Source organism: Streptococcus gallolyticus subsp. gallolyticus DSM 16831 (assembly GCF_002000985.1).
GTDB lineage: Bacteria > Bacillota > Bacilli > Lactobacillales > Streptococcaceae > Streptococcus > Streptococcus gallolyticus.
In genome coordinates this window covers 1,174,755-1,187,681 of sequence record NZ_CP018822.1, presented here as the reverse complement: position 1 = coordinate 1,187,681, position 12,927 = coordinate 1,174,755, and the positions used below count along the sequence as shown (strand labels likewise).

The 12,927-nt window shown below is 37.9% G+C and carries 16 protein-coding genes; 5 read left to right on the top strand and 11 right to left on the bottom strand.

The features are described from left to right. The first annotated feature begins 35 nt into the window (after nt 1-35). A complete protein-coding gene (locus BTR42_RS06020) occupies nt 36-1,052 on the top strand; it encodes a helix-turn-helix transcriptional regulator (protein WP_077496840.1) in 1,017 nt (338 codons plus the stop codon). Between the two features lie 73 nt (nt 1,053-1,125). Here BTR42_RS06020 and ffh read toward each other — a convergent pair whose 3' ends face one another. Beyond that, on the bottom strand, nt 1,126-2,691 hold the full coding sequence (gene ffh, locus BTR42_RS06015; protein ID WP_061100435.1) for a signal recognition particle protein: 1,566 nt from the start codon (nt 2,689-2,691) through the stop codon (nt 1,126-1,128). Between the two features lie 70 nt (nt 2,692-2,761). Next, nucleotides 2,762-3,094: a putative DNA-binding protein gene (locus BTR42_RS06010; protein WP_009854181.1), complete on the bottom strand. Its 333-nt coding sequence runs from the start codon at nt 3,092-3,094 to the stop codon at nt 2,762-2,764. Nucleotides 3,095-3,257: 163 nt separating this feature from the next. Here BTR42_RS06010 and BTR42_RS06005 point away from each other — a divergent pair, with 163 nt between their 5' ends. Further along, nucleotides 3,258-3,524 carry a type II toxin-antitoxin system Phd/YefM family antitoxin gene (locus tag BTR42_RS06005; RefSeq protein WP_012961966.1) on the top strand — a complete coding sequence of 89 codons (267 nt, stop codon included), beginning with the start codon at nt 3,258-3,260 and terminating at the stop codon, nt 3,522-3,524. Continuing rightward, on the top strand, nt 3,517-3,774 hold the full coding sequence (locus tag BTR42_RS06000; RefSeq protein ID WP_014620143.1) for a Txe/YoeB family addiction module toxin: 258 nt from the start codon (nt 3,517-3,519) through the stop codon (nt 3,772-3,774). The genes BTR42_RS06005 and BTR42_RS06000 overlap by 8 nt, the downstream gene beginning before the upstream one ends. A 114-nt stretch (nt 3,775-3,888) precedes the next feature. On the opposite strand, the gene BTR42_RS05995 is transcribed toward BTR42_RS06000, so the two are convergent. Genes BTR42_RS05995 through BTR42_RS05985 form a run of 3 tightly spaced genes read right to left on the bottom strand, consistent with a single transcriptional unit; the run spans nt 3,889 to nt 6,480 of the window. After that, a complete protein-coding gene (locus tag BTR42_RS05995) occupies nt 3,889-4,947 on the bottom strand; it encodes a Gfo/Idh/MocA family oxidoreductase (protein WP_077496838.1) in 1,059 nt (352 codons plus the stop codon). A gap of 20 nt (nt 4,948-4,967) precedes the next feature. Further along, entirely contained in the window at nt 4,968-5,492 is a 525-nt protein-coding gene (locus tag BTR42_RS05990; protein WP_009854177.1) for a heme-binding protein, read from the bottom strand. Nucleotides 5,493-5,496: 4 nt separating this feature from the next. Continuing rightward, on the bottom strand, nt 5,497-6,480 hold the full coding sequence (locus BTR42_RS05985) for a Gfo/Idh/MocA family protein (RefSeq protein ID WP_077496836.1): 984 nt from the start codon (nt 6,478-6,480) through the stop codon (nt 5,497-5,499). Nucleotides 6,481-6,649: 169 nt separating this feature from the next. On the opposite strand from BTR42_RS05985, the gene BTR42_RS05980 reads away from it, so the two are divergent. Then, nucleotides 6,650-7,498 (top strand): MurR/RpiR family transcriptional regulator, encoded by an 849-nt coding sequence (locus BTR42_RS05980; protein ID WP_077496834.1) that lies wholly within the window; start codon nt 6,650-6,652, stop codon nt 7,496-7,498. Nucleotides 7,499-7,680: 182 nt separating this feature from the next. Here BTR42_RS05980 and BTR42_RS05975 read toward each other — a convergent pair whose 3' ends face one another. From BTR42_RS05975 to BTR42_RS05950, 6 genes are all read right to left on the bottom strand, one after another. Next, entirely contained in the window at nt 7,681-8,274 is a 594-nt protein-coding gene (locus BTR42_RS05975; RefSeq protein WP_231873081.1) for a TipC family immunity protein, read from the bottom strand. A gap of 45 nt (nt 8,275-8,319) precedes the next feature. After that, a complete protein-coding gene (locus BTR42_RS05970; protein ID WP_111697148.1) occupies nt 8,320-8,928 on the bottom strand; it encodes a TipC family immunity protein in 609 nt (202 codons plus the stop codon). Beyond that, nucleotides 8,928-10,598, bottom strand: coding sequence for an LXG domain-containing protein (locus BTR42_RS05965; RefSeq protein WP_077496830.1), 1,671 nt, complete (start codon nt 10,596-10,598; stop codon nt 8,928-8,930). The genes BTR42_RS05970 and BTR42_RS05965 overlap by 1 nt, the downstream gene beginning before the upstream one ends. Further along, nucleotides 10,588-10,896 carry a hypothetical protein gene (locus BTR42_RS05960; RefSeq protein ID WP_077496828.1) on the bottom strand — a complete coding sequence of 103 codons (309 nt, stop codon included), beginning with the start codon at nt 10,894-10,896 and terminating at the stop codon, nt 10,588-10,590. The genes BTR42_RS05965 and BTR42_RS05960 overlap by 11 nt, the downstream gene beginning before the upstream one ends. Before the next feature lies 1 nt (nt 10,897). Further along, a complete protein-coding gene (locus BTR42_RS05955) occupies nt 10,898-11,173 on the bottom strand; it encodes a TIGR04197 family type VII secretion effector (protein ID WP_061100444.1) in 276 nt (91 codons plus the stop codon). Between the two features lie 105 nt (nt 11,174-11,278). Further along, nucleotides 11,279-11,977, bottom strand: a complete 699-nt coding sequence (locus BTR42_RS05950; protein WP_077496826.1) for a GntR family transcriptional regulator — start codon at nt 11,975-11,977, stop codon at nt 11,279-11,281. A 322-nt stretch (nt 11,978-12,299) separates the two neighbouring features. Between BTR42_RS05950 and BTR42_RS05945 the strand changes: the two genes are divergently transcribed. Further along, nucleotides 12,300-12,920, top strand: a complete 621-nt coding sequence (locus tag BTR42_RS05945; RefSeq protein ID WP_231873080.1) for a restriction endonuclease subunit S — start codon at nt 12,300-12,302, stop codon at nt 12,918-12,920. The last annotated feature ends 7 nt before the right edge of the window (nt 12,921-12,927 follow it).

The following is a 12,927-nucleotide window of genomic DNA, read 5'->3' as shown; positions in this document are numbered from 1 at the left end:
CTAATCGTGTTATTTTATTTAATTAAGGAGAGAAAATGACTTCGATTTTTTTCAATCATGCTGGTAAAGAAGCCATTCCATTAAAAAATTGTGTGAGATTTGCTCCGCACGGACAAACTTATCACCTCGTAAATGATGAGGTTGACGGCTTTTTCTGGGAATATAAGACAGATTATTTCGCCATTACGATTTTCGATTTTCACCTCAAAAAGACGCTTAGTTATGCTTATCAGCTAGAAGACTTCTCAAAATATGTCGCCTTTTCATCACACATCATGTGTGCCAACGGTGAGATTCTCCCTCCTTATCAGCAACTCTCTAGTAATCAAAGCTTGGTACTGTTCAATCAGCATCAAACCTTGCAAACACACCTGCATCAGCATTCCAACTACTATGCTGTCAACATTGATTTTACGCAAAAAATGGTTGATGAGTATTTAGTAGGGCAATACCAACTGAATCAAGACGAAATTTTTCAGATTTTTCAAGAGGCTAACAGCTTTATTGGTGGTCGATTTGGAAAAATTGCTGACGAAATCATCAATTACAAAGTTTCTTCTATCGGAAGTGAGCTTTTTTACGAAATTAAGGCTAAAGAATGGCTTAGCATCATTATCAACGACTACTACAATCGCCAAAACGAAAAACAAATCAACCGAGATGACAATCTGGCACTAGAAAACGTCAAACATTACATTAATGACCATTTGACAACGACCATTCCACAGGATTTATTGGCTAAAATCGCCATGATGAGCAAAACAAAATTAAAGGACTCTTTCAAATTAAAATACAATATGACCTTGACAGAGTACATTCAACGGCGACGCATGAGTTTAGCCGAGCAATTACTAACAACCACACAACTGGAAATTAAAGAAGTTGCTATCGCTGTTGGTTATCATTCGCACAGCCGTTTTTCGAGTCTTTTTAAAAAATATATCGGTGTCTATCCGCATGACATCAAGAAACAAACCTCTTTTATCCAAAAAAGATTGCCATGCGATAATTGCCAAAACGAAATTTGCAAATCACAAAAACTTGCAGAATAAATATTAACGAAAACAAACTAAAAACGAAGCTGAGACAAAGTCTAGCTTCGTTTTTAGTTTGTTTTATCTAACCTTATTTACGGCGTTTTTTCTTCGCTTTTTTCATTTTATTTGCCATGCGTTTCATTGATTGCTTCATCGCAAATTCGCCGACTTTCCCTTTTAGACCGCCGCCCATCATTTGACTAAGATCCATATCTCCGCCACCAAGTGCTGAAAGGTCTGGCATACCATTACCGCCCATCATGCCTTCAAGTGATGACATATCCATACCATTTGGCATATTTTTAGGGAGATTATTTGGGTTGATTCCCATTTGCTTCATTGCTTTTTCCATGTCACCAGACATAACACCTTGCATCATTTGTTTTGCTTGGTTGAAATCTTTGATGAATTTATTAACTTCAACGAAGCTATTTCCTGAACCTGCAGCAATACGGCGACGGCGGCTTGGGTTGAGCAAATCAGGATTTTCACGTTCTTCTGGTGTCATTGATGACACGATAGCACGTTTACGAGCGACAGCTTTTTCATCAACTTTAAAGTTTTTAAGCGCTGGATTGTTTGCCATACCAGGAATCATTTTAAGCAAATCTTCCATTGGTCCCATGTTTTGAACTTGATCTAATTGGTCGATGAAATCGTTGAAATCAAAGGTATTTTCACGCATTTTTTCCGCGAGTTCCAATGATTTTTTCTCGTCATATTCTTGGCTGGCTTTTTCAATCAATGTCAGCAAATCACCCATGCCAAGGATACGGCTAGACATACGATCTGGGTGGAAGGTTTCAATATCCGTAATTTTTTCACCAGTACCAGTGAATTTGATTGGTTTACCAGTAATTTCACGGATTGAAAGCGCAGCACCACCACGTGTATCACCGTCAATCTTAGTTAAAACAACCCCTGTGATATCCAATTGTTTGTTGAATTCGTCAGCGACATTGGCAGCTTCTTGACCAATCATGCTATCAACAACCAAAAGAATTTCATTTGGATTTGCTAAAGCCTTAACATCACGGAGTTCTTCCATGAGTTTTTCGTCAATTTGCAAACGACCAGCCGTATCAATGATAACGTAATCGTTGTGATTTTCTTTGGCTTGTGCCAAACCATTTGTCACGATTTCAACAGCTGAGTGGTCAGTTCCCATGTCAAAAACTGGCACATTGATTTGATTACCAAGTGTTTTTAATTGGTCGATAGCCGCTGGGCGGTAAATATCGGCAGCAATCATCAACGGACGTGCATTTTCATCTTTAATCAGCTTGTTAGCTAATTTCCCTGCAAATGTTGTTTTACCAGCACCTTGGAGACCAACCATCATAATGATTGTTGGAATTTTAGGTGATTTTTTAAGTTCAGCTGTTTCAGAACCAAGAATTTCAGTTAATTCTTCGTTAACAATCTTAACGATTTGTTGTGTTGGGTCAAGTGTATCAATGATTTCATGACCAACTGCACGTTCACGCACGCGTTTGATGAAAGTCTTAACAACTGGCAAAGCAACGTCAGCTTCAAGCAATGCCAGACGAATTTCTTTTGTGACTTCTTGGACGTCTTTTTCAGACAACTTCTTCTTTCCGCGAATATTTTTAAACACCCCTTGCAGGCGTTCTGTCAAACTTTCAAAAGCCATAGTATCTTTTCTCCTACCTAAGTATCTCTATAATTTTACAAATGTTCTTCTGTTTGATGAATAATACGGATTAATCACGATTATCAATACTACTCAAAACGGAAATTTTCTCTTTCAAAAATTTATCATCAGGATATTTTTCTAAAATATCATCAAAAATTTGGCTACGAACAATATAATCTGAATACATGTGCAACTTCATCTCGTAAGCTTCTAAGATTTTCTCTGTTCGTTTAATGTTATCATAGACTGCTTGACGGCTCACACCGAATTCTTCAGCAATTTCTGCCAAACTATAATCATCCGCATAATATAGTTCAATATAATTCATCTGCTTGTCCGTTAACAAAGCAGCATAGAACTCAAAAAGAGCATTCATACGATTGGTTTTTTCAATTTCCATAGCCTTTATTTTACCATAATTTAGCTGAATTTAATAGTCAGAAATGGTTAAAAATCATGATACCTCATTTTCGATAAAAATAATAGTAAAAATGCTTTTTCTTGCTTTATTTAGCGTAAAGTGGTACAATTTATTGTACAAAATAGACAGAGGAGGAGCCAATATGGAAGCTGTTGCATATTCAAATTTTAGACAAAATTTAAAACATTATATGAAACAAGTTAATGATGACGCTGAACCACTTATTGTAACTTCTAAAAATATTGATGACACTGTCGTAGTCCTTTCAAAACGTGACTATGATAGCATGCAAGAAACATTTCGCATTATGTCTAATAACTACCTAATGAATAAAATTAAACGCGGCGATGAACAATTCAAAGCAGCTAATTTTCAGACACATGAATTGCTCGAGGTAGATGATGATTAAAGCATGGTCTGACGATGCGTGGAACGACTATATGTATTGGTATAATCAAGGAAATAAAGCGACAATTAAAAAAATTAATCGCCTAATCAAGGAGATTGACCGCACTCCTTTTACTGGCATTGGTAAACCTGAACCACTTAAACACGATTTATCTGGCAAATGGTCACGACGCATAACCGATGAACATCGTTTAATTTACAGTGTTGATGAAACTACTATTTACTTTTATTCTTGCAAAGACCATTATTAAAAAAACTGTCCAGTGGACAGTTTTTTTATGAGCCTAAAAATTAAAAAGCGAGTTAGGTCCAGTGGACAGTTTTTTTAATAAGCCTAGAAATGAAAAAGCGAATCATGAGTTTTGTCATTTCAAATCTTTTGTGGCTTCTTCTAGGATGTGCATTTGGAGAATGGTTTGTTCCTCTGTTACCAAAGTTGGTTTGTGATTGATGAGGGTTTCATACAAGGCGTCGTAAAAGCGACCGTTATCTCCTTTGACTGTCTCTACTGCTTCTTCATGGTAATGCCCATTGTCATCGTAATACGTTAACGTGCCAAAATTTTCTGGTTTATCCAAACCAAAGTCGTCATTGTCTGGCAAATAGAATTTCTTGAGATCCGCTTCTTGGCGGTCTTTTTCGTATTTAACAAACATGCCCTTGCGACCATAAACGACAAAACTTGGACGTTCTTTTACTCTGAAATAGCTTGATTTTACCGAAACTTTTAAGCCGCCAGGGGCAACATGAAATACATCTGTTGAATTTTGATAATAAAAATCAATGTCAAAATAATCATTCATGCGCCCAGCACCTAAAAGCTGACGCACATCATATTGCACATCATCAGGCTTGCCAAAATAAGAAATCACTTGATCTACCGTGTGGCAAGCATGGTTATAAACATAAGATTCATCTTTCGAATATTGTGTAACATTCTCTGGCACCTCAGGGCGGTAGTAATCGTAGTGCATTTCAACTTCTAACAAATCACCCAATTTTCCAGAAGTAATCACCGCTTGCGTTGTCAAAAAATCACTGTCAAATCGGCGATTTTGATACCCTTGTATCATGAGCCCTTTTTCTCTTGCCAAATCAAATAATTCTTGTGATTCCTTAACAGACTGAGTAAATGGTTTCTCAAGAACAAGATTTTTACCTGCTTCTAAGACCTGCTTAGCTGTCTCATAATGCGCGGGAGCAGGCGTTGTTACAACAACGACATCAATTTCTGGGTCGTTCAACAAGTCATCTAATTTATCGGTATAATGAACACCTTCCCACCTAGCCCAATCATCTCGCAAAGTTGGGGCATAAATCGTCTTTACAAAAATAGTATCTTGCCGACGCATTAAAAACGGTAAATGGTAGCGATTCGTGCTTTTACCATTGCCATAATAACCAATTGTCAATCGTTTTGTCATGATAGGTCTCCTTTTATAAATTAAATCAAAAATCCTGTGAATGGCTCTGCTTGAACCGAAAGATAATCTGCCATTCCTGCTACTAGAACACGAAAATCATCACCATTTTTTAAACCTGATAATCCAACTACGGCGACCAATTCCTCGCCCACCTTAATCGGAAAAGCGCCGCTAACGGGTAACTGCGAATGGATTTCCGTTTCTGTCAAAGTCATTTCTCCCACATGATGAGCAACTAAAGCCCAGAGGCTATTGTGCTCTGTTTTTAACACAGTTTTTATCTTGCCTTGAACAAAACTGAGATTTCGTTCTTTCGCTTGGTTACCAACGTATTGAAAAATGGGGACTTTGTCAGATACTCTGATGATTTGGATAGCGAGTTTTTCAGCTTGCTCTGTATTTTTGAGTATTTTTCCACCCAAAGCAAGTGCCTCTTGGCTGCCAAAACTTTGAAAGCGCAGCTGATGTTCAAGTTTCTCTAACTCCTCCAAATGTTCAGTTTTATAATAGCCTTTTGTTTTCTCTAAAATCGTTTCATTTGCCATATAATTAATTATCCATTGAGAAAATAATGCCTGCTTCTTTACGCAATTGTGTTTGAACTTTGCTAACAGAAAGACTGGCTTCAAGTTCTTTGTAACAAGCTTCCAAATCATTGTCATTAATCATTTTGACAAAAGCTTGAAATTCTGGAATAAGTCTTGCTTGTGACAAACCGTCATCAAAACTTTCTTTGCTACCGTCATTTAAGACCAATTTGACCTCACCGACGAGATTTGGAGATAGCGTTGTTTCGATATAACCCTTTGTTCCTTGGATAAGGCTGCCAGATTTTCCTTTGCTATCTTTTGCTGCTGTACAAACCGCGATAAAGTCTGGGTAGTTTAACACAGCAACACCACTTGTATCAATGCCACGTTCCACATTTGCAAAATAATGCTGATTTTCTGGTTGACCGAAAAGTCCCATGACAAAGTGCAAGTTATACAAATTTAAATCCATCATGGCACCGCCAGCTTTGGCAGGGTCAAAAACAGGTAAAACCTCACCTTTCTGAAAAGCATCATAACGATGAGAATATTGACTGTAATTGCTTTCAACTAATTTTATCTGACCGATTTTCGGTAACCATTCACGGATTTTTTGATAGGTTTTAAAATAACGTGTCGTGATAGCTTCAAACAAGAACAATCCTTTAGATTGTGCTAATTCTTTCAAATGCTGCGCTTCTTTGGCATTACTTGTCATTGGTTTTTCAACGATGACGTTGAGCCCGCTATTTAACGCCTTTTCAACAAAACTAACGTGTAAAAAATTAGGAACGGCAATATAAACGGTATCGATGCCAGATTGACTTAATTCCTCAAAATCGCTGGTGGCTAGAGGAATGTTATACTTTGTACACCACTGCTTTAGCTTGTCCATATCACTTGGAACGCTTTGAATCCCTAAAATTTCCAACTGCTCTATTTGAACCAATTTCGGTAAAAATTCTTCAACAATTAAACCTGCTCCGATAATACCTAATTTCATTGTTTTTCTCCTTTGTGACTTGATACTGTTATCTTACGCCTTGTTTATTAAAAAAGCATGGTTTTGAGCAGATTTAGAAAATTATTTTCACGATTTTTTTGCCTAGATAGTTCTTTTATGGACATTTTTTTCAGACATTTTTGATATACTTAAAGAAAAGGAGCATGATATGGGAATTATTGCAGATTTGGAAAATCAAACAACCTTTACCGAGCTTGAAAAAGAGCTTTCTAATTACATTTTAGAGCATTTAAACGACATTCCACAGCTGACGATTTCGCAGTTAGCTCAGCAATCATTTACGTCAAATGCTACTGTCAATCGCCTATGTAAAAAGCTTGGTGTGGCTGGTTACAAAGCTTTTCGTATCGCCTTAGCAGCCGAACTCGAAAAACAACGTTTCTCAAAAAGTCATGTTGATTTTGACAATCCTTTCTCCATGAGCGAAAATACGGCGAATATCTTCAAAAACGTTGCCAGTATTTCTAAGGAAGCTATCGATATTTGCTATGCTTCGGTGTCACAAGACTTAGTCGCCAAAGCTGCGCAGCAAATTGCCAAGGCTAAGCGTGTTTACATTTTTGCGACAGGAGATTCTTACTTGGTTGGCTTGTCTTTTTCAAATATGTTGGTAAAACTTGGCATTCAAGCAATCATGGTCAATCAATTTCATGACAGTATCGCTGTGATTTATCATTCAAACAAAGATGATGTGATTCTGTTTTTATCTTATTCTGGCAATATCTTGAACACCTACGCTCAAGAATTAGAGCTTATCAAAACCCGTCATGGAAAGACGATTCTGATTTCTTCCAAAGCCTTTAAAGATAAGATTGACTTAAACATCACTTTTCCTGCTAAAGAAAGTATCGTTAACAAAGCAGGCGGTTACTATTCACAAACCGCCATGCATTACATTTTAAATTGCCTTTATAGCCTGCTCTACACCTCAAATTACTTTACCAACCGAAGGCAAAAAAATGCCATCGAAAACCTAGCCAAGAAAGACTTGCAGTGATTGTGAGTATAATTAAAATCCAAGAAGTTTTATTTCTTGGATTTTAATTTTTATTACCATTTTATAAAAGCACGGCTGGAAAAGCTTCCAGCGGGGCTTACGATTAGAGATGTCTCTAACTCCCTATTGTGCTTTTTAGGCTCATCGCATTAATTTTTATAAAATTGAACAAAAATAGTTCATCACTCCCACCTACTTTTAACAGTCACATCTCCCCAATCATCTGGAGAATATCGGCTATTGTAAACAGAGCACCAATCTTTTAGAAGAACGTTCTTAACCACATTGTCACCAAAAGTAATACACTCATCAATGCTGCTACCATATTCTTCAAGAAATGTCTGTACATACTCTTTATTGTTGTCATGAGTAGCACCGTTAAATATCCATAGCTTCCTTGAAAGCTGTCGCTTACTAACATCATATTGATAGCTGATATTCAAGGTTTGAGGACTGTCATTTCCAATATCATACCTAATTTCAAAAGCGAGATGCTTATCTGTGTAATTAAACACATAACCTAAGCTAGTCACAGATTTAGGTAAATGTTCTTCATCATATTCTTCCTGTTGTAACTCATCAACAATAGGTTCTCCACTAGCAGGATTAGAAACTCCTTCAATTCTTTCCAAGGCTGGTGTTCCTAATGAATTCTTTTGATTATAGTAAATTTCATCAAAAATATTATGAATAATATAATGGCGGATGGCAAAATAACCTAGGCAAAGCACCACTAATGACATGGAAAAGATAAGCCACTTTTTAAGTTTTTTCATTTTTTTAATCCTCATAAAGAGTATTTAACCATTACAATCGCTTTTTTAGTTATCACTCAAAACATCATCGTAAGTAATGGTTAGATCGCCTAAGTTATCCAAAGAATAACGATGACTGCCTTTCTTAAACCAAAGTCCTAAAATATCATCTTCTAAAACAGTCTGACATGTGGTTTGAAGCCAATCTAAATCTTTACCGTAACTTGCAAGCTGCGTAATAATTTCATCTGGATCATCCACAATATCTTCTGTGCCAGTTTGGTCTGCAATAGATATTTCTTGTATCAAAGAGCAATCGTTAAAATTATAAGAATAACTTACTGTCAAAAAGACATTATCAGCTAATTGGTAACGATATAAAAAACTAAAATAACTTTTTTGCTCTGTCAAATAAATACTCAAAAACTCCTCATTATCATCCAGATAATCTTTATCATAAGTTAGAATGGAGACATCTTGTTCAACGGGATCATAATGACTTTTACTACCCACGACATCACTCAACTTTGGTAACCCAACAATGTTAATGCTTTCTGTTTCCGAATAATACATCTCATCAAAGGGATTCTTTAAACTACGATAAACGGAGAACCAATAGCCAGATAGAGCAACTACTATTACAAGTCCTAACATTAGAAATACTTTCTTTTTCATTAGTTGTCCTCTCCAAATAAGTTTTCTTCCTCTTCTAGACTCTGAATAAACAAGTAAGAGCCCTCGTAATTTTCTTGCAAATAAGCCATGGCTTCGTCTTCTGAAACCGAAGCATAAATCGGAGCTCCAGTAACAGGGTTTACTGCAACCACTTCTTTTGGCACTAAGCTAGAAAAGATTGTCGTTTTAACTTCCTTAAGGTCAATGTTTTGTTTAAACTCTGCCTCACGGGTTGTTTTCCCCGCCCTTAACTCTGATTGGTAGCTATTCAAGGCAGTCATATAAGATTGCCCTGATGACATCCGACTCGTAAGGTTAACCGCATCCAAATCGGCTAAATAATCATCAATGCCAATACTTGGATCTCTTTCATTTGCATTTCGAGTGGTATCACCTTCCCAACCTGCTAAATCTTCCACTTGCCCATTAATCAGTGGATAAGTAGACGGTCGTAAGTGCGTAGCCATCGTAATGGATTGATGAGTAAAATCAGCTTTGTGATTCATGGTCTCAATTCCAGCTAAGACTTCTTCAACGGTAATATCAATACCTTTATTATCTTTATAGTCGCGTACAGTACCTTCAGCATACTTCAAAAGATTTTCTCCTGTTAAATCCGCACCCGACAGACCATGCTGAAGTGTTAGATTTTTATAAAGTGTCTCGGAATCTTCCGCTGATATGCCAAGTTTTGCCATGATTTCGTCATAAGTCATTCCAACACGATAGACAGAATTGCCGCTAGCTGTTGATTTTTCATGATAAAAGTAATTTGTCAAGTCTCCTGCGGTTGTATTCCAGAGAATTTCGTCCGTAGTTCCATTAACCGCACCGTAAGAGACACTCCCAATAAGCCGTAACAACAAATAATCTCTTTCGTCTTGTGAGAGTTTCGGGAACTCTTTGTCAATACCTCGTTTAACATCTAGGATAATTTGAGCGGTTTCTGCATCAAAACCGTACTGAGTCATCAAGTTAGCCATGAATGTTTTTTCTTCGGTAGTGGCTTTAACATCCTTTACCGCATACTGGTTATTTAGAACCGTTGCCCAAGACATATTCGCCATGGTTTGAAAAGTACCTGTTTGGGCATTCCATGACTGGTCGATTTGAGATAACCCAAGCGTCATTTGCGTATCAATATCAGCTAACGCATCAAAGATACTGGCTGAATAAGTGTCAAAGGCGTAAAGCTTTTCTAAGATTTCTTCATAAGTCCGTTTGAGCTCCGCATGCATCTCAATCAATTCCGCATGGTATTGATGAAGACTCGTTTTGCGTTCTAATGACATCACTGAAATCAAGGACAATTGCAACTCCGCCTCTTCCAGAACATTTAGGCACTGCTGTTGCTGGTCGATGCGTTGCAGCAACTCATCTTCTCGCCAAGACTTTCCGTCCACCATCTCAATATAATCATTCGGCAGTTTGCTAATCAGTTGGCTTAAGGTTTCCTCGTAGAGTTCCCCACCACGAGCTAACGCTTGAAGAACGGTCTCCGCAAAAGTCCTGGCAGAATCATAAGCTTTGCCTTTTAAGCTTTCCGTATCGGAAACAAACTGATTAATCGCTTGTTGGATAGCTTGATACCCTTCCAGTTGGTGTTGACAATAACTGGTGGTCGTTTGTGCTTGACTTTGTGAGTCCTCTAAAATCATATCAATGCTCATCTTGTGCCTCCTTTCGCAAGAGGTCAACAAGAGCGTCTTCGAGGTCATCTTCTTGTTTTTTAAGCTCCGCTAATGCCTCATCTGCTTCCCCAATCAAATGATGACGGTAACGGCTTGTCAGGTCTAAAGCCATTTCAAAACGAGGCGCATAATAACTCTGATAACCGTCTTGCCAGAAAAACTCCTCTGCTTGAGCCGCTATTCCTGAATAGTACTCGTAGGTCTCCTGTAACTCCGCTGTTTTTCGCCGAACCACATAGGTCTCTTCTATCTGGTTTTCAATTTCATACCGTTTCATCCTACTCTCCCTTTAACGCTTGTGCTCCCTCTTGATCAACCGCTTCAAAATCACTGGCAACAGAATGCAAATGTTCCATTGTCGTGGCTAAAGCTGTTTTAACCTGGTTAGCTATTGCCCCGCTTCGTTGAATGACGGCTTTAGCTTTCGGGTTTCCTTGCACGGTTGTTTGCTCATCCAACGTAACCGACGACGCATCCGCTAACAACTGATCCTTAGCAGTTGTCAACGCTGTTGCATGTTGTTGCGCCGCAGATAAATCGCTTTTAATTTCCATCAAATCTCCTCCCATTCTCCTTGATGTTATTTCCTTTATTCTATCATAATTTACAAGTAAACTCACTAAAAACAGGACAGCACCATAACGTACTGTCCTGCAAGCTTAATTATTCTCCAAATAAAATTCAAAACGGTCGCCGACGTATTGGCTATGAACGTATTCAAATGGTCGTCCGTCTGTGAAATAGGATACCTGTGTCAATGCCAGAACCGCATGATTTTTAGGCACTTTGAGATAATTCGCCACGCGCTCGCTTGCATTTTTAGCATAAATCGTTTGCTGACTCTTGCCAATTTCATAACCATTATCCGTTAATGTTTGAAAGAAATGCTCTGTGATGTCCTCTTGATTGAAAGACTGAATGAGCTTTTCTGGAATTGATGCCACTTCAAAAACCAAAGGAACGTTATCTGCAAAACGCACGCGCTCCATACGCACCACGGTATCTGTCGCTTTTAGTTGTAACTGCTGGATTTCCGTTTCATTAGCAGTTTTTCGCTGATAAGAAATCAATTGTGACGACGGCGTTTTACCCTGCGAACGCACAATTTCGGTGAAACTGGTTGTCCCACGCATTTTTTCTTGCACACGGTGGCTAGCCACATAAGTCCCGCTACCCACACGGCGCTCCAAAATGCCCTCTTCGACCAAAAGCGTAATCGCCTGACGAAGTGTCATCCGACTCACCTCGTAATCATCCGCCAAATCACGCTCACTCGGCAAACGCTGACCAATCTCCCAAACGCCCCCATCAATCTCTTTCTTAATCGCATCATGAATTCTAATATACGCTGGAACCATAACCTACTCCCGTTCTGTTCTAAATAACCTTGCTTTATTTTAACATATTTTTGCCGAAGTTTTTAGTGTTATTTCTTTTGGAAAATGGCGGAGCTGTGAAGTTAATTGAGTATAGCAAACTTTGTTCAAGGATTTTTTAGATTGAGAAGAAAATAAGCTAGCGCTGGGAAATTAGAGTGAATGATATAGAAAAACAGGTACTAACTATTAAGTTAGTACCTGTTTAAGTGGATAAAATGTACTATTTTGTTTTGATTTTAAATTAGCGTTTCTTTTAAAAACTAAAAATCTCTAGTATACTCACCCTTGGGAACAGCGTAAGTTGTCGGATATATACAGAGATATTGGAAATGCCTTTGTTGGAACTGCTACTCCGTATTATGTTGAAGAGGGACATTTCTATCTTGAATCCAATAATGTAAAAGACGGACAGATAAACCATAATACCGAAGTATTTATTAATGATGAGTTTTATGAGAAACAAAAAGATAAATGGCTGCACACTGGTGATATGGTTATGGTTCAATCTGGACATGTTGGTCATGCTGCTGTAATTCCAGAAGAGCTGGACTGTTCAGCCGCCCACGCACTTATTATGTTCAGAAATCCAAAGGTTAAGATTGAACCGTATTTTTTGAATTATCAGTACCAGACAGTCAAGGCAAAAAAGAAAATCGAGAACATAACAACAGGTAATACCATTAAACATATCCTCGCTTCTGAGATGCAGGAATTTATTGTGGACGTAGCTTCATATGATGAACAAGAAAAGATTGCTAGATTTTTCAGCCACCTCGACCGCCTCATCACTCTTCATCAGCGTAAGGATTTTTGGTTCAAAAATGTGGGGATTTTGATAGAGACTGCTATTTCTGCTGAAAATTCAACTTTAAAAGTACATTTTGAGTGCCTTTATGATACATTATTGAGAGGAGGTTTATAATTTAAAT